24 protein-coding genes and 2 pseudogenes are annotated in these 22,394 nt (G+C 63.4%); 15 read left to right on the top strand and 11 right to left on the bottom strand.

Features of this window, described 5'->3' with window-relative positions; translation table 11 throughout:
* Positions 1-74 precede the first annotated feature (74 nt).
* Complete coding sequence (locus QQ658_RS06350; protein ID WP_286026809.1) at positions 75-1,355, bottom strand: ribulokinase; 1,281 nt, start codon at positions 1,353-1,355, stop codon at positions 75-77.
* Here QQ658_RS06350 and QQ658_RS06345 point away from each other — a divergent pair.
* The 3 genes from QQ658_RS06345 (at position 1,333) to QQ658_RS06335 (ending at position 2,995) form a co-directional block, all read left to right on the top strand.
* Positions 1,333-2,148 (top strand): sugar-binding transcriptional regulator, encoded by an 816-nt coding sequence (locus QQ658_RS06345; RefSeq protein WP_286026808.1) that lies wholly within the window; start codon positions 1,333-1,335, stop codon positions 2,146-2,148. The genes QQ658_RS06350 and QQ658_RS06345 overlap by 23 nt on opposite strands.
* 74 nt (positions 2,149-2,222) lie before the next feature.
* Positions 2,223-2,513 (top strand): DUF3175 domain-containing protein, encoded by a 291-nt coding sequence (locus QQ658_RS06340; RefSeq protein ID WP_286026807.1) that lies wholly within the window; start codon positions 2,223-2,225, stop codon positions 2,511-2,513.
* The gene (locus QQ658_RS06335) at positions 2,510-2,995 is read left to right on the top strand and encodes a GNAT family N-acetyltransferase (protein ID WP_286026806.1); all 486 of its coding nucleotides are present in this window, start codon (positions 2,510-2,512) and stop codon (positions 2,993-2,995) included. Before QQ658_RS06340 ends, QQ658_RS06335 begins: the two co-directional genes overlap by 4 nt.
* Before the next feature lie 189 nt (positions 2,996-3,184).
* Here QQ658_RS06335 and QQ658_RS06330 read toward each other — a convergent pair whose 3' ends face one another.
* Positions 3,185-5,767 (bottom strand): DUF4268 domain-containing protein, encoded by a 2,583-nt coding sequence (locus QQ658_RS06330; RefSeq protein ID WP_286026805.1) that lies wholly within the window; start codon positions 5,765-5,767, stop codon positions 3,185-3,187.
* Positions 5,768-5,956: 189 nt separating this feature from the next.
* Here QQ658_RS06330 and QQ658_RS06325 point away from each other — a divergent pair, with 189 nt between their 5' ends.
* Positions 5,957-6,484 carry a dihydrofolate reductase family protein gene (locus tag QQ658_RS06325; RefSeq protein ID WP_286026804.1) on the top strand — a complete coding sequence of 176 codons (528 nt, stop codon included), beginning with the start codon at positions 5,957-5,959 and terminating at the stop codon, positions 6,482-6,484.
* A 195-nt stretch (positions 6,485-6,679) separates the two neighbouring features.
* On the opposite strand, the gene QQ658_RS06320 is transcribed toward QQ658_RS06325, so the two are convergent.
* Positions 6,680-7,246, bottom strand: a complete 567-nt coding sequence (locus QQ658_RS06320; RefSeq protein ID WP_286026803.1) for a TetR/AcrR family transcriptional regulator — start codon at positions 7,244-7,246, stop codon at positions 6,680-6,682.
* Between the two features lie 168 nt (positions 7,247-7,414).
* On the opposite strand from QQ658_RS06320, the gene QQ658_RS06315 reads away from it, so the two are divergent.
* On the top strand, positions 7,415-7,858 hold the full coding sequence (locus tag QQ658_RS06315; RefSeq protein WP_286026802.1) for a DUF6069 family protein: 444 nt from the start codon (positions 7,415-7,417) through the stop codon (positions 7,856-7,858).
* A 61-nt stretch (positions 7,859-7,919) separates the two neighbouring features.
* On the opposite strand, the gene QQ658_RS06310 is transcribed toward QQ658_RS06315, so the two are convergent.
* Together QQ658_RS06310 and QQ658_RS06305 are read right to left on the bottom strand one after the other, a co-directional pair.
* Positions 7,920-8,465: a hypothetical protein gene (locus QQ658_RS06310; RefSeq protein ID WP_286026801.1), complete on the bottom strand. Its 546-nt coding sequence runs from the start codon at positions 8,463-8,465 to the stop codon at positions 7,920-7,922.
* A 31-nt stretch (positions 8,466-8,496) separates the two neighbouring features.
* Positions 8,497-9,021 carry a dihydrofolate reductase family protein gene (locus QQ658_RS06305; protein WP_286026800.1) on the bottom strand — a complete coding sequence of 175 codons (525 nt, stop codon included), beginning with the start codon at positions 9,019-9,021 and terminating at the stop codon, positions 8,497-8,499.
* Positions 9,022-9,295: 274 nt separating this feature from the next.
* Between QQ658_RS06305 and QQ658_RS06300 the strand changes: the two genes are divergently transcribed.
* Together QQ658_RS06300 and QQ658_RS06295 are read left to right on the top strand one after the other, a co-directional pair.
* The gene (locus QQ658_RS06300) at positions 9,296-10,012 is read left to right on the top strand and encodes a DUF1345 domain-containing protein (RefSeq protein ID WP_286026799.1); all 717 of its coding nucleotides are present in this window, start codon (positions 9,296-9,298) and stop codon (positions 10,010-10,012) included.
* A gap of 369 nt (positions 10,013-10,381) precedes the next feature.
* Positions 10,382-10,654, top strand: a pseudogene (locus QQ658_RS06295) (transposase); the annotation flags it as partial.
* Positions 10,655-10,693: 39 nt separating this feature from the next.
* Here QQ658_RS06295 and QQ658_RS06290 read toward each other — a convergent pair.
* Positions 10,694-11,740, bottom strand: a complete 1,047-nt coding sequence (locus QQ658_RS06290; RefSeq protein WP_286024996.1) for an IS110 family RNA-guided transposase — start codon at positions 11,738-11,740, stop codon at positions 10,694-10,696.
* A gap of 251 nt (positions 11,741-11,991) precedes the next feature.
* On the opposite strand from QQ658_RS06290, the pseudogene QQ658_RS06285 reads away from it, so the two are divergent.
* Positions 11,992-12,900: pseudogene (locus QQ658_RS06285) on the top strand (IS3 family transposase); the annotation flags it as partial.
* Here the strand turns inward: QQ658_RS06285 and QQ658_RS06280 are convergent.
* Positions 12,897-13,259 carry a hypothetical protein gene (locus QQ658_RS06280; protein ID WP_286026798.1) on the bottom strand — a complete coding sequence of 121 codons (363 nt, stop codon included), beginning with the start codon at positions 13,257-13,259 and terminating at the stop codon, positions 12,897-12,899. The pseudogene QQ658_RS06285 and the gene QQ658_RS06280 sit on opposite strands and share 4 nt — an antisense overlap.
* A 202-nt stretch (positions 13,260-13,461) precedes the next feature.
* Positions 13,462-14,718 carry a site-specific integrase gene (locus tag QQ658_RS06275; RefSeq protein ID WP_286026797.1) on the bottom strand — a complete coding sequence of 419 codons (1,257 nt, stop codon included), beginning with the start codon at positions 14,716-14,718 and terminating at the stop codon, positions 13,462-13,464.
* A 347-nt stretch (positions 14,719-15,065) separates the two neighbouring features.
* On the opposite strand from QQ658_RS06275, the gene QQ658_RS06270 reads away from it, so the two are divergent.
* The 6 genes from QQ658_RS06270 to QQ658_RS06245 all read left to right on the top strand — a co-directional run bounded on the left by QQ658_RS06270 (position 15,066) and on the right by QQ658_RS06245 (position 19,739).
* Positions 15,066-15,293 (top strand): helix-turn-helix domain-containing protein, encoded by a 228-nt coding sequence (locus tag QQ658_RS06270; RefSeq protein WP_286026796.1) that lies wholly within the window; start codon positions 15,066-15,068, stop codon positions 15,291-15,293.
* Positions 15,290-16,864 carry a DNA primase family protein gene (locus QQ658_RS06265; RefSeq protein WP_286026795.1) on the top strand — a complete coding sequence of 525 codons (1,575 nt, stop codon included), beginning with the start codon at positions 15,290-15,292 and terminating at the stop codon, positions 16,862-16,864. Before QQ658_RS06270 ends, QQ658_RS06265 begins: the two co-directional genes overlap by 4 nt.
* Before the next feature lie 11 nt (positions 16,865-16,875).
* Complete coding sequence (locus tag QQ658_RS06260; protein ID WP_286026794.1) at positions 16,876-17,088, top strand: hypothetical protein; 213 nt, start codon at positions 16,876-16,878, stop codon at positions 17,086-17,088.
* 19 nt (positions 17,089-17,107) lie between these two features.
* Positions 17,108-17,470, top strand: coding sequence for a hypothetical protein (locus QQ658_RS06255; protein ID WP_286026793.1), 363 nt, complete (start codon positions 17,108-17,110; stop codon positions 17,468-17,470).
* Between the two features lie 245 nt (positions 17,471-17,715).
* On the top strand, positions 17,716-18,126 hold the full coding sequence (locus tag QQ658_RS06250) for a MobC family plasmid mobilization relaxosome protein (protein ID WP_286026792.1): 411 nt from the start codon (positions 17,716-17,718) through the stop codon (positions 18,124-18,126).
* Positions 18,123-19,739: a relaxase/mobilization nuclease domain-containing protein gene (locus tag QQ658_RS06245; protein ID WP_286026791.1), complete on the top strand. Its 1,617-nt coding sequence runs from the start codon at positions 18,123-18,125 to the stop codon at positions 19,737-19,739. Before QQ658_RS06250 ends, QQ658_RS06245 begins: the two co-directional genes overlap by 4 nt.
* Positions 19,740-19,783: 44 nt before the next feature.
* Here QQ658_RS06245 and QQ658_RS06240 read toward each other — a convergent pair whose 3' ends face one another.
* Complete coding sequence (locus QQ658_RS06240; protein ID WP_286026790.1) at positions 19,784-20,341, bottom strand: antirestriction protein ArdA; 558 nt, start codon at positions 20,339-20,341, stop codon at positions 19,784-19,786.
* On the bottom strand, positions 20,338-20,664 hold the full coding sequence (locus QQ658_RS06235) for a hypothetical protein (RefSeq protein ID WP_286026789.1): 327 nt from the start codon (positions 20,662-20,664) through the stop codon (positions 20,338-20,340). Before QQ658_RS06235 ends, QQ658_RS06240 begins: the two co-directional genes overlap by 4 nt.
* A 188-nt stretch (positions 20,665-20,852) precedes the next feature.
* Here QQ658_RS06235 and QQ658_RS06230 point away from each other — a divergent pair, with 188 nt between their 5' ends.
* Positions 20,853-21,080: a DUF2188 domain-containing protein gene (locus tag QQ658_RS06230; protein ID WP_286026788.1), complete on the top strand. Its 228-nt coding sequence runs from the start codon at positions 20,853-20,855 to the stop codon at positions 21,078-21,080.
* A 135-nt stretch (positions 21,081-21,215) separates the two neighbouring features.
* Here QQ658_RS06230 and QQ658_RS06225 read toward each other — a convergent pair whose 3' ends face one another.
* Entirely contained in the window at positions 21,216-22,394 is a 1,179-nt protein-coding gene (locus QQ658_RS06225; protein WP_286026787.1) for an HNH endonuclease family protein, read from the bottom strand.

The following is a 22,394-nucleotide window of genomic DNA, read 5'->3' as shown; positions in this document are numbered from 1 at the left end:
AGATGTCTAATTGTTTGGACAAGTGGGCGTACTTCTGCTTCGAAAATGGCCATTTCCCATCGAAAGATAGCTACCTAATGCACGGACGCTTTCGCCGAAATGTCTCTCAGCATGTGCATGCGATCGGGTTGTTTATCGCCGAATTCGTCGTATAGCTGCTTATAGAGTTTCAAGAGTGGGGCATATCGCAACGAGCGAGCGGGATCGGGTTCGTAGGTGGCTGCCGTTGCGGGCGCGATCTCGCATGCGGCCTCGAAGGAAGAGAATCCACCGCGGGTCTCCCCTGCCGCGACTGCCGCATGCAGGGCGGCGCCTACTGCCGGGCCCTGCATCGACGAGTTCACCTCGACCGGCCTGTTGAGGACGTCTGCCAGGATCTGCATGAAAAGAGGGGACTTGAGCGCAATTCCGCCGCATGCGACGACACGTTCGATCTCGACTCCTGCATCTGCGAATGCATCGAAGATCTGGCGCTGGCCGAAAGCCGCACCTTCAAGCAGGCAACGATAGACATCTTCGGCTCGAGTCCCGATGGTCAGGCCCATGACGAGTCCCGACAATCCGCCGTCTTGGAGGGTGGATCGATTGCCGTTGAACCAGTCCAAGCAGAGCAGCCCGGTTTCACCGGGATTCATCGTCTGCGCTCGTCTTTCGAGCAAGGAGAAGATATCCGAGTTCGCGGCCTGCGCCTCACGCTGAATGCGCTCCGGAACGAGATTGTTCACGAACCAGCCAAAGGTGTCGCCCACGCCGCTTTGGCCCGCCTCGTAGGCCCAATAGCCGGGAGCCAGACCGTCAAAGACCGTTCCGCTGACTCCCCTGACCTCCTTGAAATCACGGGTCATCATGAGATTGCATACCGAGGTTCCCATGACCAGGAGCATTTCGTTCGGATTGGAGATGCCCACTCCCAAAGCCGCCACGTGGGCGTCCAGGTTGCTGCTGGCAATGATTGTGTCCGGTGTGAGTCCCAATTCAGTGGCCCATTCCGAAGTGATGGTGCCGGCGGAAGCACCCGGCGCTTTGAACTCGCTGCCCAATTTTGCGGTGACAGCGGAGAATCCGGATGCCAATTCCTCCAGGAACTTGGCATCGGGATAGCCGCCGGTAGTGGGTTGGTACGTCTCTTTGTACCCGGCCACCGCGGCCCCTCGACACTCGGCGCCGACGAGCAAAGAAACGAGCCAATCGCACAATTCATATACTTTGGCGGCGGCAGAAAAGACATCCGGTGCCTCTTCGTAAAGCTTCAAGAGCTTCGGGAATGCCCACTCGGAGGAAAGCCTGCCGCTATAGAACTTGAGGAATTCTTCCTTCCGGTCGGCGCCCAACATGTTGATCGTCCACATCACCATCAGCAATCCGGACGAGGACTACTCGGCGCTCACCGAACAGCTGCGCGTCCATCTTGGCCTTGCGGCAGTTCAGTTGGTACCACCCAACTCTGACACGGTGGCTGAGCGCAACACGCTCGGTGAGGCCGGGGCGAAAGCCCTCAGTCGTCAGATTCACGAGGGATCAAACGTGGGCTTCTCGTGGGGCAGGACGCTGATGGCGATCGCCTCACACGTGGACACATTGCCCGACGCCCAGTTCATTCAGATCACCGGTGTGATCGGCAATGATGCCTCTCAGTCCCCCATCGCGATACTCGGCCAGATAGCCCAGCACTCCAATTCGGTGGGAAAGGCGTTGATCGCTCCCCTGTTCTGTTCATCGCCCGATGTGGCTCGGGCCCAGCGAGCCGAACCGTCCGTCGCAGAGGTGCTTGCGCTGTACGACGAGATCGATTTGGCATTCCTCTCCGTGGGGGCATGGGACACCCGCGTCACCCAGCTCGAAGAGCACCTGTCTGCCGCCGATGCACGCCTCCTCGATAGGGCCGGGGCTGTGGCCGATTCCAACGGCCTTTTCTTCGACGCCGATGGACGCTACCTGGACATTCCGCTGAACGACTGCCGGATTTCCATCAGCGTGGAGCAGCTGGCGGCCATTCCTTCTGTGGTCGCAGTCGCCGGAACACTCGCCAAGGTCAACGCGATCTATGCGATCTGCCGATCGGGAGTTCCCACTTGCCTGATCACCACAACCGAGGTGGCCCAGGCACTTCTCGAATTGCCCGCGATAACCGAGCGCGTATACCGATAGTGCTGCCGGCTCCCGTGGGTTGCGGATCGGCTGTCCGCATTCGATCAGCAGGTGCCGCGCAGCACAATGGAGATATGCATAGCAAGAAGTGGTCACAAAATGTCACTGAGCACTCGGACGCCTTGGATCTCGACGACGGTGTCTTCACGTGGAAGGATCCGAAGCGCATCGCGCGATCGCTGATGGAGTCCGCCGAGAACTCGAACCGACGTAAGGCCTCATCGCCCTATCGGTCCGCGATGTCAATGCTCACGTTCTACATCAACCGTGCCGGTAGCGGACTGGGCGCCGAGCAACGCAAAGTGCTCGATGACGCGAAGGACGAGCTCAGGAAGTTGCACAAGCAGGAAACAGACGAAAAGTGATCTCGACTTCAGCACTACAGATTCATCACGCTCGCTGGGCCGAACTGTCTCTCGATGAGTTCTACGAGATTGCGCGGCTCCGGTATGACGTCTTTGCGCTTGAACAACGTGTGGAGGATGAAGACTTCGACGGACGCGACGCGCTCGCCGATACGGAGCACTGGTGGATCAGTGACCCGGAAGTCGCTGTCGTCTGTTATCTGCGACTGCTTCGTCCGGCTGACGACGAGGTGCAGCCCGATGATGTGCCCGCTGCCGTGTGGGTGATCGGACGCATGGCCACTGCCCGGTCGACCCGCAGCCAAGGGCTCGCCCATCAGCTGCTGGAGACTGTGCTCGCCGCACATCCGGACGATCCGTTCGTATTACACGCTCAGATACATGCCGCGGGGCTGTACGAGAAGTCCGGATTCGTCCGTTTCGGCGAGCCGTACGATGAGGCAGGCATCCAGCACATCGGAATGTATCGGCCGATGCTCTGAATGCTTTTGAATCCACGATCCGGAAAGGGCCGCGACCCGACATGATTGCTGCCGAAGTTCCCCTGGAGAAGTGATCGAGTTGTTCCGGCGCACCAGAAGTATTGCCAAGTCGTGATCGCCCACTGCCCGCGACGGGCTGGCACGCCCGTAGAACGGGAAGTCGTCTCTCGATAGCCCCACCTGATGGCATCAAATGCCGGACCCCGCTACACGTATCTGTTCCCCGCCTCCGGCAGACTCTCTCAGCCACCGTTTGATGTAGGAAGGAAACACTCGACCGAAGTCGTCCGCGGTCCGCCCATGCCAAGAGACTAATTCCGACCGATCGTTCACATCCTGGAAGTCTCCTTCGTGGGTTGCGATGATCTTCGATGCCATGCGCCCGGGCTTATCGTCCCACTCGACGGGATATCCCAACTCCGCCTCGACGTCGTCTCGGCGGGCTAATAGGTAGCCGAAGAGCGGCTTGTTATCGGCAATCCATAGTTGTGTTTGTAAGCGTTTCCCGACGGAACTGACCGTCAACGATATGTTGATTCCGCTGCATCCGATACTGATGTCGTACCAAGTTCGAGCCCGAGGGGTCCGGCCGACAGCCAGGTGCGGAGCGTTTTGCTCGCACCAATTCTTGAGCATGGTCCAATACTGAAGCTGGGGCCTGCTGTGGCCGTCCCGGGGAGAGTACTTCGTGGTTATTTTCTTTCGCCGGGCACTGATGGTCACATCGTCAATGCCGACTCCAGCGGTATCAGCTAATGCGCGCGCATCCATGAATTTCGCATCAGATGCTCGTCCGGACTCGTCAAATGTGATGCCCTCAGCGGCCAAAACATTCTGGGACCGATCGGTGCGGTTGGAATCATTCCAGCGGAACTGGGCCGAGGGTCTGCCGTCGTGCGTCATCACGCGCCATGCGCCCTCGGTGGCATTATTGGCGACAGCTGCGCCGACCGCTACCGGGTGGCTACCGACGACCACAGCCAATTCGGTGTACGACGTCCATCTGCCCGGCGGAATAGCGTCAATGACCTGAGCGATTCTGGCGGGCAAGCCATCATTAGGGACCGGCTCGGCTACGGATTCGTCCGGCCCTGGCCACAGAGAAATGATGCGGTCGGCGAGTTTTGCACCGCGAGAGAGGATCTCTTCCGTGCCCCAGCTTTCGTGCGCAGCGATTGTCTTATTCATCTCGAGGGGACTCTTCCCGAGTTGATCTCGTTTTATGGCGAATGGCCGGTTCGACAATTCGCTGTTATAGCCAGTTAGAGTGAGGTTGCCGATGGTATGAACGATGCGTCCGTGTTCAGCGACGAGATCCGCATCACCATCCAGTGTCTCGGCGAACTCGTCCCGGGTTTCTTCGGACAACGTCTGAGGCAGTACGTGCTCGATCGTAAGACCGGTGAGATTGGTCGTCTCCTTGCCCTCGTATGATTCTTCGAGCCATCGTAGGATCAGATTCTGCTGCGCCTTGCGGCCGTTGTGATAGAAATCGACCGTACCGACCGCCTCTCTTACCTGAGCGTCCGTGCCGAAGTATTTCCGTCCATTCGACAAATAGCTGCGCAGCGCAACGGCCACGTCGGGCTCGTCACCGACTGCGGCGACTGCTTGCAGGAGCGTCTTGTTGATGCCCGCGGTAGCACGGCCGATGACAACGCGACGCACGAAGTAGGAAATCAGCGTGTGGAATGCGCTCGTCGCTTGCTCGGCTGTAGCGGTGCCGGCAGCCCGACGCGCCAAGATCCGCAAGACAATCGGATAGGCCGTCGTAGATCCCCAAGCCTTGATGCGCTCCAACCAAATCCGGATCTCCGGATCAGACTCACGGGATGGCTCGAGGATCGAGACCAAGACATCACCGAGGGCAGCGATTCGGCTGATTTCGTTTTCGATCTCGCTCGGTGTTGCCAGCCTATCGAGGCGCTTCTGCTGACCCGCGTAGGTATCCGTCTGCTTGGCATTCTCGTCCACGAAGACCAGGTCGAGCCAGAACAGCAGTTCAAGGTCCTTCGGAGCCAGCTTCTGCTCAAGTGGCCGCCAGATGGACTGATAGACCGCATTTGTCCTATTGTCCCCCAGCCTCATAAACAGGTAGTTCTTCAGCAGGTCCGCTTGTGTCAGCGGCATACCCGTGTTGTTGAGGGATTCAAAGATTCGATGTGCATTGTCGCTTTGCTCCGCCTGTACTGCAACCAACTCCAGGCCTCGCAAGATGGCATCCTCCAATTCCTTCGCCGAGACGGAGCCATCTTCATTGTTGAGCTTGGCGAGCTTTGCCTTTAAATGATTGTAGTTCTTCTCAATTCGCGTCCCGTCGCCGGCATTTCCCAACGAGCGAATAATTGCTTCGTAAGCCTGGCGATCATCTTGTGTCGGTAGAAACTTCGTTGGCGCGCCCTTATCAAATCGGTTGATCAGGTATTGCGTGTCTATGCCCTCGCGTTCAGAACCACCGACGGTCTCGACCAGGTGATCGCGCAGTGCCGCGAGCAAGAGCGTGAGAGTTGTCAACCGCTGCTGCCCATCAACTACCAAGAACTCATTCATCCCAACGGCACCGACACCCGGGCTCACCGCGAGCACCAACGAACCAATAAAATGCGTCGCATCCGGGCTCGTGCGTCGGGTCCGGGCAATGTCGATGAGATCGGCCCAAAGCCTGTCTATTTGTTCCCGTTTCCAGGAGTATGGGCGCTGGAACAGCGGCACGACGTACTGTTTCCTGCCTTCCAGCACACCCTCAAGGTTTGTTTCCTTTGCTTGGACCACTCCAGACTCCATCGTTCGATTCGTCAGACCACATCATGCCCTAGACCTCTGACACTCACCAGGTGGTACCGGTTCCTGTCGGTGTAGCCACGAGCCCAGGCATTCGGCGAATCGGATCTATTGCGCGGCTGGCTCCTCTCGCTCTGGGTGACGAGCCTCGACGAGCACGCTGTCACGTAAACTTCGACTATGACTACGCACTTCTATACCGCGTCCAGTCTCGACGGATTCATCGCTACTGCCGATCACTCGCTGGAGTGGCTGTTCGCTCAGGATTTCGACATGGAAGGCCCGATGGCCTATCCGGATTTCATCAAGGGAATGGGCGCGATCGTGATGGGCGCCTCCACCTATGAATGGTCCCTGGCGCACCAGGAGACCTGGGAGTACACCCAGCCTGTGTGGGTATTCACCCATCGCTCGCTACCCACCATCGGTGACGCCGACGTGCGATTCGTTCAAGGAGGCGTGAGCGAGGCGTATGCCGACATCGCGGCCTCCGCGCGTGGGAAAGACATCTGGGTGGTCGGCGGCGGCGACCTCGCCGGACAATTCGCCGATGCAGGATTGTTGGACGAAGTCTGGTTCCAGTTCGCGTCAGTGACATTGGGGTCCGGCCAGCCGCTGTTGCCGCGGAACTTGCGTCTCGAGCTGTTGGATTGGGCCCGCAATCGGGACTTCTTGTGCGGACACTACCGGGTTGTAAAAGACCGGTAAGCAGCCGCGACGAGGGGTGGACGCCGAGTGGCGCTATTGTGCCGCGACACTTGTTCTCTGAGACAGATGACCACGTTCTTGAACATCATCAGTGCGTCCATGCGGACGCCTTGGTGACCTGTCGAGTTCACGCGAGTTTCGTGATTGCGAGAATCGGGCGGCCCTCCGGATTGGCCCGGCGAGAATCGGCCGGTGTTACTGTCGACCGCCGATGCCGGTGAGCCATGCGGTCAGCACATTTCTGGCATCCACCTGTTCACCGCGCACTCCATTGCCGGCCAAGCGGTCATACAGCAGCCCGTTCATGATTCCGATGAAGTCGACGGCTCGCCGATCGGGCTCAGGAACACCCAACGAAGTCAGCATCCGCTCGGTCTCGGTGAGCAATTTCGTCCGCACCGGCGAGTCGGTCGTGAGTAGCCGGTGCAACTCGTCGTCCTGTAAATAGTCGATTGACAAGGCCATCCGCGCACGGGTGTCGACGCCACGCTCAATGGTCGCGTCCAGCGCCGGCACCAATTGATCAACCGCCTCGGCCACCGTGGTCGGTAACGCGCGCTGGTCACCACCGCGGATGTCGGCCAGAGCTGCGATCTCGTCAACCACCATGCGCACCAGCGCCCGCCGGGTCTTGGCGTAGTTGGACGTCGTCCCTTGCGGCAGGCCGAGTCGGCGGTCAATCTTGCGGTGAGTCAGGGCGTGGCTTCCGCCCTCGGCCACCAGCTCTATCGCTGCCGAGGCAATGTCTTGCCGCCTGCTCATTCGTCACCATCCATGTCTGCATCCTGCAATTCACGACCATCGTAGTTGTTCTCGCGGTTTCACCGCGACGCACGCAAAGGCTTGGGTAGCCACTCGAGGACACTTAATACTACGACCGTCGTGATAGCCTACTACGTAAGTAGTGGTTACGTGAGATTGGAGGATGTCATGACTAGCGCAGCAAATTTGTCCCACCCGCGACTAACGGTGAGTCCGCCATTGTGGATCGATCTGGTGATCGTAGGTGCCGCTACCATCTGTGCCTTGGTCGCCTGGCTGACGACACGGCTGTCCGGCGTGGATCTCACCGTCCAAGTCGGTGGGGGCTTACAACACGTCACGGGCCTTTCTGTAGCGATTACCGCCATCGTGGCTTCCGCCCTCGGCCTCGTGACTTTGCGAATAATGGAACGCCTGATGCAGCGGCCTCTGAAATGGTGGACGATCCTAGTCGTCGCGGTAACGCTGGTGTCGGCCATGGGCCCGCTCGGAGCCACGAATCTGGCAGCCATGGGTGCGCTTATCGGTCTGCACGCCGTGGTCGCAGCGGTCGTCCTCGTGGCAGCCTGGCGGTCACACCGAGCATGGACGCCAAAGGCTCGCGCCCAGTGATTCCTGACTTGAACAGCTGCAGTGATCGGTACGGTTATCCGCTTTGTGGACGAGAATCGTTTCAGAGCGGATAACCGTACCGGCTCACGAGGATAACCCCGGACACGAGGGCGAAGAGAAGAAATGTGATGGCAACCCACGGGCATGCCCATCGACTGGTCGCATATTCGCCTCGTCGCAGTGACGGGAACATCGTCATCAGGACTGCCACCTGCACTGCCGTGAGCGCAAGGTAGGACCAGTCGCCGAATACCCACGCCAGTGGAATGAAGTGCAAGGCGACGCATAATCCGATCCACCAGCCGAACCAGCGCGATTGGCCGCGTCGCGCGAGCACGATACAACCCACGGCAATGAGGATGGCCTCAGCGACGACGATCATGCCGAATACCCAGTAGCGGCCGTCGAGCGCTGTCGGAGTCTGCCAGTTGCGCCACACGAGCATCCCGAAGCCGAGTGAGAGCATGATCCCGAGAACAGATCCGGCTCCCAGCAGACCGCGAAGTCTCGGCTTGGGGTCTTCCTGCGCCCATCCGAACCACGCGGACGCCATCAGGGCAAGCCACGCAACGGCAAACGCCTGATCGCGCAAGAAGTCAGTGAGCATGATTCTCCTGAGGCTCGGCCCTCGACGCCGTTCAGAGCAGTAGGAACGACAAGATCCTCACGTATTTCCTTGACCGTACCAGGACGAGGCGGATGAGTTGCCGAGGACGCGGTACTGCAGATGCGTGGCGATCGGGGGTGACGTGTGCGCCGGTTCGTTCCAGCGGAATCGCCGCGTCCAGAGTTCCGAAGAGCGGAGTTCCACCGCCGAGGAGAATCGGCATGACGTGCAGGTGAAGCTCGTCAACGAGGCCGAACCGAAGCGCCTGCTGCATGACAGTGGCGCCGAACAGATGGACGTCCCTGCCCTTCGCAGCCTGCTGGGCTCGTTGAATGGCGTCGGCCACCCCTTCAGAGACGAAGCTGAACACGTCAGGGTAAGGCTGCGTCGGCGGACGATGCGTGAGAACGAACACGGGGATATCGCCCATCGGGCCGGCGTCGCCCCACCCACCGTCGCCTTCGTTCTTATCGAACGACCTGCGCCCCATGACAATCGCGCCAACGCTGCCGATCACCGCGTCCAACACCGCGCGGTCACCGTCGAGCCGAGCCATGCGTGCAGGCCTTCGGCACCATCGCCGAACGGGTTCTCTCGGCTGTCGTTGCGGCCGGTGACATACCCATCGAGCGAAACGGACATATCGCAGATTGTGAGTCTCATGATGCCCCTCGTCAGCGCACGGATTCTGGTCCTGCAGATTCAGACTACGGCGTGACCGGATGCGTTTGGCGTGTGTGCTCGGCGCGAACTCCGACCTATTTTGAAGACGGCAACGACCTCGCAGCAGAGCATCGGCCTTCGCCTGCAGACTGTGTAGCCTGGTTCACATGTCAAGCCGCCCCTCGCGCTCAGTTCCACTGCAGTACGACGACGGCTTCCGCGGCTTGATCGCCCTGGTGATATCCGTACCGCCGTTACTGCTCGGTGTGTTTGAGGCCTGGCCGCGCACAGAGTCGGACGATCCCGACCTGTCTTCCCTATTCATCGCATTGTGCGGCTCATTTATTCTCTTCTTCCTCGTCTACCTGGTTTGGACGCAACGTCTGTTCTCGAGAACGCCGCCGCGCGAAATGCTGCGGGTCGCCGAGGCACAGCACAGGCGGGGTTCGAGCATGCTCTCGTGGATCATCGGTCTGCGTTCGGCCGCAGATTGGGGCGTCTCGGCTGCCGTAATCGCTCTTGGCGTATCGGGGGCGGCGGCCGTGCTCGGAACCGGTGCCGGCAGTCTGTGGCTGCCATTCGTCGTGCTGCTCACCGTCTCCTTCGCGTGGGCCTCAATCGTCTACGCCTTCGCATTGCGCTACCTTCGCCTTCATGCCGCAGGCGAAACCATTTCCTTCGACATCGATGACGAGCCGGAGTTCTCGGAGTTCCTGTCGATGTCGGTGATGGTCTCGTCGGTCGCAGCAATGTCTGCCGGCACTCCCCGTACTCGTGCGGGACTCACGGCTGTGCGTACGCACACGCTCGTCTCCTTCACATTCAATACGCTCGTGCTCGCGTTGACGGTCGCGCTCATCGCTGGCGTTATCGCTTCGTCCTGAACGATTTCGTCCCTGCAGTAGCAGGGTGGCATCGCCGCTCCTATGGGCTCAGACGGGCAGGATCCTTGACAAAACCAAACCGCATTGAGGTCCGAGTTCCCTGACCGGCCCCCCAAGCAGTCGCAACACTGAGCGTGCGAGACACTACGCCGAAACAAAACGAAAGCGTGAAGTCCGCCAAATGCGGGTTCACCCTATTCCGATGTGCCGCGACGTCACATGGTCGGGCTGACAGTGTCTGGTTGCAGGACATCGTTCATTGGTGTCCCGTGTCATCGTTCACTTAGTGTTTCAGGACATGGGTCTGATGCAGGAACAGGTGACATTGAACATGGCTAGTCAAGAGCGCTGGCCTGGAAGGATGTCATCATGCCCAAGCCGTTCCCCAAGGAGTTCCGTGACGACGTGGTCCGTGTCGCGGAGAATCGTGATCCAGAAGTCACTCTCGCGCAGATCGCGAAAGACTTCGGCGTCCATGTCGGCACTCTCGACAAGTGGATGCGACAAGCCCGCATCGAGGCCGGTGATCAGCCGGGCGAGACGAAGCAGGAGTCCGTGGAGGTACGTGAGCTGCGTAAGCGAAACCGGCTCCTCGAGCAGGAGAACGAGGTGCTGCGTCGCGCGGCCGCGTATTTCGCGCAGGCGCATCTGCCGGGAAAAGGACGCTTCTATGCCTCCGTGTCAAGCCATCCGAGTCCGAAGTTCTCGGAACAGAGACCTGCAGACGTATCGCTTGAGGCACCGTCGAATCTCGCGCTTGGAGAGCCCTTCGGCACGCCGGCGCTCAACGTATTCGCAGGTGACGGGGTCGTAGCTCATCCGCGTGCGGACGACGACATCGACGGCACGGTTGAGTTGCCGGTCGCCCGAGCGGGAGAGTCGGTGGCGACTGGTGTTGCCCGAGGAGGCCGGCAATGGAGCTATACCGCCGAGAGCGGCGAAAGCCGCTTCAGAGCGCACCCGCCCGTGATGCGAGTACGAGGCCACCAGGATCGCTCCTGTGACCGCGCCGACCCCCGGGATGCTCTGGAGGCCCGGGGCAAGAGTCTCGGTCAGCACGGACAGCGCCTGGTGGTTCTGCTGAAGTGACCTGGTCTGCTCGATGATCGACTTGGCCAGCCTTCTTCCCTCTTCCCGGAAGACTCGTTTCGATGGCTGATCTCGCCCGGTTCGCCAGGTCGCGATGGTGGCGATTTGCGCGTCTGTGAGCGGTTTGCGCGCATCTATTCCGACGTCGGTGGTGCGCAGGAGTGCTGTGAGCGCGTTCTTGTTGGCCGTGCGCTGCTGATCGATCAGTGACCGGCTCGCCAGCAGCACGCGGAGCGCCGCGCGGTCACCGAAGCGACGTGGCTGAGCAAGTTTCTCGACGTCCGTGGAAAGCGCCGTTCGAGCGGCTGCTTCTGCATCCAGCGGGTCCGACTTGCCTGTTTGTGCTCGGGAACGGCGGTAGAGAGGTCGGATCTCGGCCACCTCGATCCCCTCTGTCAGAAGGGCGGTGGTGATGCCGGCACCGTACGAGGAAGTACCCTCCACGGCGGCGAGCACCGGCTTCCCGTGAGTCCTTCGTCGGATCCAGGTGACTGCACGCTGCATCCCGGGGGCAGTAGTCGGGAACGATCTCGTATCGACCACCGCTCCCGTCCGGGATTCGATGATGCAATACGTGTGAGTACGCGCGTGGGTATCGATCCCTACGACGTGCTCGTAGCGTTCAGTAACGGTGGTCATGGTGAGTTCCTCCAGTCGTCAGCACATCAGCGGACTGGCCCGGGTCGCTCAGAGTCACATCTGTAATGAGTCACGCCCCTGGGGACGGACAGGCTTCTGATCAAGGCATCTGCGCGGAGAGACCGAGCCGTAGCTCAGCCGAGGACACGTCCTTTTGAAGACATCGCGAACTATTCACGAGTCGGTTCTACCCGGAGTCACTCGGCCGAGCTACGGCTCAGCATCCCAGCCGGCCGCGGGCCCGCCAGAGGCCATTACAGCTCTACCCGCTCGTGAGTGAGCTCGCCGTGGACGGGATCCCCGTCGTGGTGTCGTGCCGGGTCTTGAAGCTTGCTCGCCAGCCCTACTACCGCTGGTTGCGTCGTCCCGTCTCCCGGCGGGAGCTGGACGAGGTGTATCGCGCGAACGCGTTGTTCGACGCGCATCGCGATGACCCGGAGTTCGGGTATCGGCTCCTCGCCGACGAAGCCCGCCAGGAGGGCGAGTCGATGTCGGATCGAACGGCGTGGCGGATCACGTTGTCGAATGGGTGGTGGAGCGTGTTCGGGAAGAAGCGTGGCAAGAACGGCAAGAAGCCCGGCCCTGCCGTTCACGACGACCGCTGCGTCGTCATCGACGAGGACGGGCGTGAGCGTCACCAGTTCAGTGCCTCTCGGGTGAATGAACTGTGGCTGACCGATATCACCGAGCACAAGACCGCCGAGGGCAAGCTGTATCTCTGCGCCGTCAAAGACGCATTCAGCGGCCGGATCGTGGGCTACTCCATCGACTCGAGAATGAAAGCGTCACTCGCGGTCCGCGCCGTCCGAAACGCCGTCCGGATGCGCGGCAACGTTGCGGGCTGCATCGTCCATTCGGACCGAGGATCCCAATTCCGAAGCCGGAAGCTGCGCCGTGAACTCGCTGCGCACAAACTTGTCGGTTCGATGGGCAGAGTCGCGTCCTGCGGTGACAACGCGGCGATGGAATCGTTCTTCAGCCTGTTGCAGAAGAACGTGCTGAACCGGCGCTCCTGGGCCACGCGTGAGGAGCTTCGCATCGCGATTGTCACGTGGATCGAGCGAACCTATCATCGCCGTCGCCGGCAGGCCCGCCTGGGTCGTTTGACGCCGATCGAATTCGAGACCATCATGAACGAAGAACTGGCCCTCGCGGCCTAACCAGAACTGTCACCTGTTCCTGCATCAGACCCGTCTGGCGAGTCCGCTACGACCTCGTCGACAAAGGAGGAACCATCACCATCCGATACGCCGGAAAACTCCGACACCTCGCCATCGGCAGACCCCACGCCAACACGCGAGTCCTCCTCCTCACACACGGCCCCCACACCATGACCATCAACCGCGCCACCGGCGAAATCATCGCCGAACACACCATCGACCCAACCCGCAACTACCAAAAGAAAAAATGAACGATGACCCGACACACCAAGTGAACGATGACCCGCAACACCCACCCCAAACCATGCACGATGACCCGCAACATACCCGCGCCAAAAACACGAAAAATCCCGCAACATCACTGAACGATGTCGCGGGACTTCACATGGTCGGGCTGACAGGATTTGAACCTGCGACCCCTTGACTCTCCTGTCACAATCTAGGGATTGAGCGGGGATTACCGGGTTTTACGCGTTCTGACTGGGCATTTCGTCACCGCTAGGATCCCTGTGGTTCCCGATAGTACCCCCGAAATCCTTGATCTAGCGGTCACTCTTGCGGTCACTTTTCCGGGTCGCCGCGGAGGACCGCGGCAGCCTGCACGACGCTCTTGGTGTCGGTCACGGCGGTGTAGAACTGGCGGTTGACCGCCTCGGTGTGGCCGAGCAGCCGGATGCGTGCCGCCTCCGGGATGCGGTCGAACAACAGGGTGTTGAGGGTGGCCCTCCAAACGTGGCCGCGCTCGTACTCCAGGAGGGGGATCTCCAGTTCCTCGGCGAGGTGCTGGTACATCGGGGCGAGCTTGCGGTCGCGGGCGCGGGGGTCCCACGGCATCTCGGGGTTGGTGGGCGACGGGAACAGCGGATGCTCCTTGTCGCTGATGACGCCCAGGCGGGCGACTAGGCGCGCGCTGACGCGAGGGTCCAGGACCGGCACCTTGCGGCCGGAGCGCGTCTTGGTGGCCTCGGGCGAGAGGTTGAAGACCACGGTGCCGTCCTTGTCGACCTCGACGTCACCCTTGGTGCGCTGGCACAGCTCGGAGGTGCGCATGCCGGTGGTCGCCTGGGTGAGGATCACGTCGATGACCTGGCCGCGCTGGCGCACGAGCTGCTCGACGGTCCAGCGACCTTGCCGAGCCTTGGTGATCGCGGTGGGGTCGGCCGCCAGCAGGTGGTCGATGACGCGGCGGTACTCATCCATGGTGAGGGCGTGGCCTCCCCGGTCCACGGTGGGCCGCTTCGCGTCGGAGAGGTCGAGGTCGAGGTCGATCAGCGGGTTGTACTCGATGATCTCGTCGATCTTCAGCGGGGCGGCAAGATAGCGCTTGGCAACGGTCTTGGCGTGTTTGGCGTTGACCCGGCCGTGGAGCTGGGCGATCTCTTCTAGGCAGGCCTTGAGGTTGCGCGAGCGCATGGCGTCGTGGAGCGAGAGGCCGGCCAGGGAGTGCTTGTGCTTGCACTTGGAGGTCCTACACTCCCCGCGCAGTAGCCGCAGCGCCAGCGCGTAGCGGCGGGTGGTGCTGTCGGAGAGCCGGTCGGTCTGGATCGCAGGCGCGGTGACCTTCTCCATGTAGTCGAGCACCGGGCTGGTGGGCGACCAGGCGGTGTTGCCGGGCGCGGCGAGCAGCTTTGCGGCCGTCGCCTTGGCCCGGCTGCGCACGGCGCCCTTGGTGGGCCCCTGGGTGAGCTTCTCGACGAGCTTGCCGCTGGGCAGGCGCAGCCGCCACTTCAGGGCCCAGCCGTCGCGGTAGGCGAACGGGGTGGCACGGTCGATGGAGTGCTGGCCGGGTTCGAGGCGGGTGGTGGCTGCGCGTGCCATGGTCAGGTCACTTTCTCGCGGGTTCAAGTCGGGTCGACCATACGGTCACTTTCTCGCAGGTGCAAGAACGGTCAGGATAGGGCCGAGCAGGGTGGGTTTGATCGGGATTGACAGGGCTGCTAGGCTCGTGAGCAATACCAATGACGAGCCCGAGAGGATGTTGTTGGGCCGCCCCGTGGCCGACTGGGCGGTAACCACTGTGGTCTGTCCCCCCGTTCGGCGAGAGGGGGCTGGGGTGTCGCATCGACCCCCCACGTCGCGCTTCCGAAGGTGCGGCGCATGAGCTGTCTTGGATCGGCATTCGGTGAGGCCGACGGTCACCCGTCGTTTCTCCCGAAGGACCACAGATGTCTGTCACCCATATTGCCGCCGACAGCGGCCACTCTCCGGCCCCCGCGGCACTCACCCTCGACGAGGCCAGCCGCTACATCGGCATCAACCGGAAGACCCTCGCCAACTGGAGGACCTTGGGCCGGGGTCCGGCCTACGTGAAGTCCGGTGGCGTCGTCGTCTACCGGATCGTCGACCTGGACGCCTGGCTCGCCGCGAACAGTGTGGGTGGTGGTGCGCGATGACGGCACGAGAAAGCCGCCCCACCCTGGTGGATGAAGCGGCTTCCGAAGCGTTTGGCGGCGCTGACATCAAGGATACCACCGGGGCTCTCGGTGCTGAAGACCTCGACGCCGCCGTCGAGCGGCTCCGCCGAGACGAAGCGGTGCACCGCAAGCACATCCGGGTGGCGCACGCCTTCGCGGCCGGGCAGATCCGCAAGTTCATCCACGTGACCGGCCTCGGCTGGTTCCGTTGGGACGGACGCCGCTGGGCGGAGGACCTCGGGGACAAGAGGGCGTCGGCCGCGGTGATGGATGTGATCCGTGAGATGTGGCTGAAGGGTGGCGCCCGTGACCTCAGCTCCGACCTGGGGACCTGCTCGACGGCTTCGGGCGTGAAGGGCGTGCTCGCCCTCGCGGCTGCGCTGCCGGGCATCACGGTGGCTCCCGACGAGATGGATGCCGACCCCTACCTGCTGAACGTGGCGAACGGGACGCTGGACCTGCACACCCTGCAGCTGCGCCCGCACGACCCGCGTGACCGGATCTCGAAGGTGGCGCGGGCGTCCTACAACCCCGGTGCCACGTCGGAGGTGTGGACGGCGTTCCTGGAGCGTGTGCTCCCCGACGAGGAGGTCCGCGACTACCTGGGCCGGTTCTTCGGCCTGGGGTTGGTTGGCAAGACGCTGGAACACATCTTCACGATCGCGACGGGCTCGGGCCGCAACGGCAAGGGTGTCTGTTACGGCGCGGTGATGCACGCCCTGGGCGACTACGCCGGGGTGGCAGATCCGGCGCTGATGGAGGTCGTGAAGTCCAACCCGAACTCGCCGAGCCCGGCGTTCTTCGACCTGCGCGGCCGTCGCCTGGTGGTGCTGTCGGAGACCGACACGAAGATCCGGCTGTCGGCCTCGGTGCTGAAGCGTCTGACCGGCGGTGACGCGATCAAGGCGAGGGCGCTGCACAAGGACCCGATCCAGTTCAACCCCAGCCACCAGTTCCTGATGGTGACCAACCACCTGCCCGAGCTGCCGAGCAAGGAGGCCGACCCGGCGGTGTGGGCGAGGATCAGGGTGGTCCCGTTCGATGAGGTGATCCCCAAGCACGAGCAGGACCCGAGGCTGCCGGAGAAGCTGGAGCTGGCCGCCGACGCAATCCTGACGTGGATGGTCGCCGGTCTGGGTGACTACTGGGAGCAGGGCCTGAATGAGCCGGATGCCGTCTCGTCGCGTACCGACGAGTACGCCCAGGCCCAGGACGACGTGCGCCGCTGGGTCGAGGAGGAGTGCACCGAGGTCGACGACTACGGTCTCGGCGACACGACCAAGAGGCTGCACGACGCCTACCAGGAGTGGTGCGCGGCCGAGGGCATGTACAAGCGCGACATCCTGGGGCGCGGCATGTTCGGCCAGGCCCTCGACGCCATGGGATTTGAGGCGACCAAGCAGCGCCGTGGCATGGTCCGGCTCCTGGCCCTTCAGGTCGAGGGTGCTCCTCCTCCTGGACAGATGGACGAGGCTGCCGCGAAGGTCATTTCTCAGGAGCCTGTCGCGGCTGCAGCCGCCGAGGCCTCGAACCCCGGGATCGTGCTGTGAGGGGCCCGGAGATGAGCGGCGTGGACGCCTACCCTGTCGAGGAGCTGAGCGCTGCGAGGCGGGCGCTCGTGGACGCCACGGAGGGCCGCATCGCGGCCATCCGGGCGGCACGGGCCGACGGGGTGACGTGTCGCAAGATCGCGGCCGCCCTGGGCATTACCGAGCGGGCCACGATCAAGCTGATCCGGACCCGTGACATCGACAAGACCGACGACGAGAACTGAACGAGAACGGAGCAAGTACATGAGCAACTGGAACGAGAAGGTCAAGAAGATGGAGGTCGAGCTGGCCAAGAAGCGCGCAGAGCTGCGCAAGGCCAGGGCCGAGGCCAGGAAGGAGGCGGCGCAGGCTGCTGCCGAGGCCCGCGAGGCCGCGAGGTCGGCCATCGCCGACGCGGTCGTCGCCCGTCTCGGCGACACGACTCTCGCCAACGTGGACCTCGTCGTCGAGCTGATCGGCGGACCCGAGTTCGACCAGGTCGACCGCCGGTTCGCCGTCGCCACGGCGACCGACGACGGCACCATGGGCGAGCTGCCCGACGATGACGACGAGGAGGACCAGGAGGACGAGTCTGTCTCGTCGGCGGGGATCGGCTACGGCCAGTAGGCGGCCGATTCTGGCACAGGGACGGAGGGTCCGGCGCGGATGCGCCGGACCCTTTGCCGTGCCCCAGCGGGGTTGGGGGTCCAGGGGGAGGGGCGCAGCCCCACCCCCTGGCGAGCAGCACGCGGAGGACCAGGAGCGGAGCGAGTGTTGTCCGACAGCGTGCCTGCTTGCCGCGCACGTATGGACGGGTCTCCGGAGGGGTAGACTGGTCACAGTTCCACCCCGACGAGATGGGAGCCCCGTCCATGCGTGATACGGCCCGGCAGCAGGCACCGCGCCCGCTTCGCCACCGGATCGACACGCGGTTCCTCGAAGAGGAAGTGCGTCGTATCCGGAAGGTGGCGAAGTGGCGCGGCATCGCGCCGTCGACATTCGTCCGCGCAGCGGCGATGGCGGCGGTTCATGCTGCGGAGGGCCACCCCGTCGAGGACTCGGTGACGGTGCCGTCTGCGGCGGCGTCGTCCTCGACGTCGAGTGCCGCGCTGCGGCACGAGGACCGCGTCGCGCTGGGTCGGATCGGCACCAACCTGAACCAGCTGACGCGGCTCGCCAACCGGGGCGAGATCGACCTGGAGGAGTTGGCCCCGGTGATCGAGGAGCTGCGCTCGCAGTTGGCTGAGGCGGTCACGCTGCTGGGTGGGTCGGGTAGCCCGTGAGCACCACCCACATCGCGCCGGTCTACGACCTCGGGACGCGGGCCGACTACCTCGAAATGGGGGTCGGTGCCAAGAAGAGGGATCATGCGAAGGCGGGCACGAATCGCATCGCCCCGGGGTTCCACTGTGACGCCGGTTCCATCGACGAGTTCATCGAGCTGGGCAACCGGCTCGCGGCAGGCCACAAGCGCCGGGTCAAGGCCCACGGGATGTTGGTCAACTTCCACCCCGACGAGTTGGATGTGCGCAACCCCGACGACCTCCAGCGAGGTGGTGACCTGGCCCTGGAACTGGCCCGGCGGGCGTTCCCGAACTCACCGACGATGGTCGTGGTACACGACGACGCCGATGGTGGTCACGTCCACGCCCATGTGGTCATTTTGAACCATGACCTGGTCTCGGGCCTCGCGCCGAAGAAGAACAGGACGCACGCTGCGATCAAGCGGCTCAACGACACGCTCATGCGCGAGGAAGGTATGCGCGTCGTCGACGATCAGTACGTCGCCGCGCGCGAGAAGTGGACCGACCGGCGTGCCGATCTCCAGGCCTTCGAGCAGTCGATCGGTGACCGGGTGGCCGAGGCGAAGGAGGTCGCTCTCAAGGGTGATCTCGCTGCGTTCAACGAGGTCTTCGAGGCCGAGTGCAAGACCCGTGGTGTGGACGTGGTCCGCACCGAGCACGTCGTGGATACCGATGCCCGCGAGGGTCGCCGGAAGGGCGACGTCGAGGTTGGGATCACGTACGTGGCACGTGACGAGGTGACCCCTGGGAAGAGGCCTCGTCGTCGTCGCAAGGCGGCCTCGAAGCTGAGCTCGGAGTTCACCGATGCGGGTCTCCAGCAGGCCGTCGAGGCTGAGCGCCAGCGCCGTGCGGCCGAGGCCCAGCGGCAGGCTGCCGAGGTGCAGCGCCAGCAGCGGGTGGCTGCGACGGCGGCAGCGCCGCCCAGGTCGCGTGAGGAGCTCCGCGCCGAGTTCCTGAAGCGGACCCGTGATGACGAGGTGGAGGCCGACACCGGGCCGCTCGCTCCGCTCTCGCCAGCGGAGGAACAGGGCGAGCCGCAGGACGACGCCGTCGAGGCTGAGGTCGAGCCGCTCGCTCCGCTCCCGGCGGACCCGGCGGCAGTCGCTCCGCTCCCGCCGACGGACGAGGCGGTGGAGGAGACCGAGACCCCAGCGCTCGCTACCGCTCGTGCCGGGCACGTCGGGGCACTCGCTCCGCTCACGCCCGCGACGAACGAGCGGTACCGCTCCCCCATCCGTGACCAGCAGCCCAAGCGTGACCGGGACCAGGCCTACCTCGACAGGATTGCTGCTGTGGACGAGCACGTGGTGGAGCGCACGGAGGCCCGGAAGCTGATCGACGCCGCGGTGCTGAAGAACGTCGGGCGGCGTGACATCAGCTCGTTCCGCGCTGTGATGCACGCTGCCACGGTGGAGACGCTGGAGGCCCGCGAGACGATGAAGGCGGCCGCCAGCCGCGCCTACGAGGAGGGGAACCTCGCCAGGGTGAAGGCGTTGCGCACGGCGATGGCCGAGGGTCGGTTCTACGTTGTCGAGCGCGAGGACGAGGAGCCTGTGGTGCAGCCCGGTGGGGAGCGGCAGTACGGCGACTGAAAGGGAAGACCCCGCCACCCTGATCGGGCAGCGGGGTCATCGCGTCAGAGGTTTCGGAAGATGAAGACGCCATAGCCCTGGTCGGCCGGTGCGTCCACCACGGTGTAGTCGTAGGCCAGGTCTGACGTCCACGAGTCCCAGTTGAAGTAACGGACCGCCTCCTCGGGCCAGCCCTGCTGCAGGCCGGTGGACTCGGCGAGGTCCTCGGCGTACTCGCGGAAGCTGTCCCAGTGCCCGGCGAACCTCTCCTCGAAGTCGGAGACCGACGGGATGTCGCCTGTCCCCTCGACGACGTGCATGCCGCTGGAGACCCAGGCGCACAGCGCCGGCCACTGGTCGGGGCCGACCTCCTCGTGGACCCGGTCCCACTCAGCGGCCTCCAGGAGGCCCATCTCGCCGCTCTGGGGGATGTTCTCGTGGTCGAGGCACCAGAGCTCCTCACAGGCCGCTGAGAGGCTCCCAGAGCCCTCGTGGACGGCCGCGAGGTCGACGTCTCCGGCCCCGGCGGCGTCGAACCACTCGCCCACCAGGCGGCCGCTGTTGTAGCAGTGCAGGCAGCCCACCCAGACCCTCGGGGTGCAGTCGGTCGCCACGGCGCTCATCGGACGGCTCCGACCGGTTCCAGGACTCGCACGCGGTAGGCACGAGACCGGAAGGGGCCGACCTCGACGTGCTCGACGGGGACCACGATCCCGGCGGTCACCAGGGCGTCGGTGAGCCCGAAGTGCTCTGACCAGTCCTTGATGAAGGCTTCGCCGGGCCACGGGAGGTAGCCGTAGACCATGAGGTCGGTGCTCAGGACCTCGGTCTCGCCGTCGGGGTAGGCGATCTGCAGGCGCTGGGCGCGGTGGTCGTAGGTGAGCGTGCCGGTGAGTTCGACGTCGGCCCGGCGCAGCCGGACAGACGGGTAGGTGGTCGTTGACATGGGAGAGCCCTCCTGACGGGTGCAGTGATCTGTCAGGAGGGCTCCCGGCACCGCGCCAGCGGTGCTCTGCGACACGTCGGGCTCAACGGTCACGGGACCACAGTGATCGAATGTCTGTTCGATAGAATCGGGGCGCCGGAGAGTGGCCATTCCACGCCGGTCAGACGAACCGAGAGGAGGTGAAATCCATGGCAGGTAAGCGTGTGCACACCGTCCCGATGCCTGGTGGCGGCTGGGGCAACAAGTCCGAGGGCGCCTCGCGCGTGCCGAAGGTGTTCGACACCAAGGCGGAGGCCCAGGCGGCTGGGCGCGAGACCGCGATGCGTCGCGGCACCGAGCACATCATCCACAACAAGGGTGGTGAGATCGGTGGCTCGAACTCCTACGGGAACGACCCGTATCCGCCCAAGGGATGAGTCAGCTCCTCGGTATCCGAACTACCGAGGAGCCGCTGACGGTGATTGGGGTCCTTCCCTGACGCCGTGAGTGTCATCCTAAGACGAAGAACCCCGTGGTCGCAGGACCACGGGGTTCTTCGGTGTCGGGCCCGCTCAGCGGTTGCCCTTCGAGCGGTTGTGAGTCACGCAGAGCATCTCGCAGTTCTCCAGCGTCGACTCCCCGCCCTTGGACCAGGCGGCGACGTGGTCGGCCTCCATCTCCTTGAGCGTGTAGATCTTGGTCTTGTTGGCGTTCGAGCCGTGGGCGCACAGCGGGCAGTTCGAGACCCCGGCGGCCTTGGCGGCGTCGGTCTGGCGCTTGTAGGCGGCCTTCTTGACCGGCGCGTCGAACAGGCGCACGTTGAGCAGGCGGGTGTCCGCCTTGCCGCCCAGCAGGTACTCGTAGACGCCCTTGGAGTCGTGGACGGCCGGGTCGTCGAGCAGGTCGGCCAGCTCGGCGTTCAGCTCGTCGATCTTGTAGCTCGTGGCGTGGAACCGCTCGTAGAGGTCGCCCCACTCCAGCCCGCGCATGGACGGGTGGACGGTGGTGAAGGTGGCGTCGATCCAGTCGATGACGGTGTTGAAGTAGGTCTCCAGCTCGGCGGCGCTGGCGTCCGTGCGGTGCGCGGCCATGTAGCCGTCGATGCTCTTGCCCTGGGGCTCCGAGACCCAGTCGAGCGCGACTTCGAGGACCTCCTGGCGCTTGGGGTCGCCCTTGACGAAGTGCGACCACTTCTGCTGGCGGGCGTCCTGGCTGTTGGAGAAGATCTGCTTGGCTGCGGTCACGAAGGGGCCGGAGTAGATCGCGTTGCGCAGCTCCTGCTTGTTCAGCGGGACGCCTGCGATGTTGATGGTCTGGAACCACTCCTTGATCTCGGACTCGGTGCCGCTGCACTCGTAGACCAGGAGGGTCGCCTCGGTGATCCGGTCCTGCAGGTCGGGGTCGAGCGAGCTGAAGGTCTGCTCGGAGCCGCTAGGGTCGATGATGGCGAACTTGCCGGTCACGAAGCGGCCCACGCTCGTGATGCGCTGCTGGCCGTCGAGGACCTCCAGGTGCGGGCCCGACGGCGCGCCGGTGTCGACGAAGTAGATCAGGCCCAGCGGGTAGCCCTTCAGCAGGGAGTCGATGACCGCCACGTCGCGCTTGCCGTCGCCGTAGATGTAGTGCCGCTGGAACTCCGGCTGGATGACCAGGTCGCCATCAAGGCCGAACAGGCCCTTGCCTTCGAGCTCGTTGTAGACGAAGCCCTTGACGACCTCGGCGACCGTGTACTGCTTGAGGTTGGTCTCCAT

It is taken from the genome of Propionimicrobium sp. PCR01-08-3 (assembly GCF_030286045.1).
Classification (GTDB): Bacteria; Actinomycetota; Actinomycetes; order Propionibacteriales; family Propionibacteriaceae; genus Brooklawnia.
This window is presented reverse-complemented; position numbering and strand designations above follow the sequence as displayed.

Coding starts and splice junctions, on each gene's coding strand:
- QQ658_RS06270 (WP_286026796.1), top strand. CDS start 15,066: ATGTCTGTCACCCATATTGCCGCCGACAGCGGCCACTCTCCGGCCCCC.
- QQ658_RS06280 (WP_286026798.1), bottom strand. CDS start 13,259: ATGTTGCGGGATTTTTCGTGTTTTTGGCGCGGGTATGTTGCGGGTCAT.
- QQ658_RS06260 (WP_286026794.1), top strand. CDS start 16,876: ATGAGCGGCGTGGACGCCTACCCTGTCGAGGAGCTGAGCGCTGCGAGG.
- QQ658_RS06325 (WP_286026804.1), top strand. CDS start 5,957: ATGACTACGCACTTCTATACCGCGTCCAGTCTCGACGGATTCATCGCT.
- QQ658_RS06240 (WP_286026790.1), bottom strand. CDS start 20,341: ATGAGCGCCGTGGCGACCGACTGCACCCCGAGGGTCTGGGTGGGCTGC.
- QQ658_RS06275 (WP_286026797.1), bottom strand. CDS start 14,718: ATGGCACGCGCAGCCACCACCCGCCTCGAACCCGGCCAGCACTCCATC.
- QQ658_RS06345 (WP_286026808.1), top strand. CDS start 1,333: ATGTTGATCGTCCACATCACCATCAGCAATCCGGACGAGGACTACTCG.
- QQ658_RS06315 (WP_286026802.1), top strand. CDS start 7,415: ATGACTAGCGCAGCAAATTTGTCCCACCCGCGACTAACGGTGAGTCCG.
- QQ658_RS06350 (WP_286026809.1), bottom strand. CDS start 1,355: ATGGTGATGTGGACGATCAACATGTTGGGCGCCGACCGGAAGGAAGAA.
- QQ658_RS06320 (WP_286026803.1), bottom strand. CDS start 7,246: ATGAGCAGGCGGCAAGACATTGCCTCGGCAGCGATAGAGCTGGTGGCC.
- QQ658_RS06305 (WP_286026800.1), bottom strand. CDS start 9,021: ATGGCTCGGCTCGACGGTGACCGCGCGGTGTTGGACGCGGTGATCGGC.
- QQ658_RS06290 (WP_286024996.1), bottom strand. CDS start 11,740: ATGACCACCGTTACTGAACGCTACGAGCACGTCGTAGGGATCGATACC.
- QQ658_RS06265 (WP_286026795.1), top strand. CDS start 15,290: ATGACGGCACGAGAAAGCCGCCCCACCCTGGTGGATGAAGCGGCTTCC.
- QQ658_RS06250 (WP_286026792.1), top strand. CDS start 17,716: ATGCGTGATACGGCCCGGCAGCAGGCACCGCGCCCGCTTCGCCACCGG.
- QQ658_RS06310 (WP_286026801.1), bottom strand. CDS start 8,465: ATGCTCACTGACTTCTTGCGCGATCAGGCGTTTGCCGTTGCGTGGCTT.
- QQ658_RS06230 (WP_286026788.1), top strand. CDS start 20,853: ATGGCAGGTAAGCGTGTGCACACCGTCCCGATGCCTGGTGGCGGCTGG.
- QQ658_RS06225 (WP_286026787.1), bottom strand. CDS start 22,394: ATGGAGACCAACCTCAAGCAGTACACGGTCGCCGAGGTCGTCAAGGGC.
- QQ658_RS06255 (WP_286026793.1), top strand. CDS start 17,108: ATGAGCAACTGGAACGAGAAGGTCAAGAAGATGGAGGTCGAGCTGGCC.
- QQ658_RS06235 (WP_286026789.1), bottom strand. CDS start 20,664: ATGTCAACGACCACCTACCCGTCTGTCCGGCTGCGCCGGGCCGACGTC.
- QQ658_RS06340 (WP_286026807.1), top strand. CDS start 2,223: ATGCATAGCAAGAAGTGGTCACAAAATGTCACTGAGCACTCGGACGCC.
- QQ658_RS06300 (WP_286026799.1), top strand. CDS start 9,296: ATGTCAAGCCGCCCCTCGCGCTCAGTTCCACTGCAGTACGACGACGGC.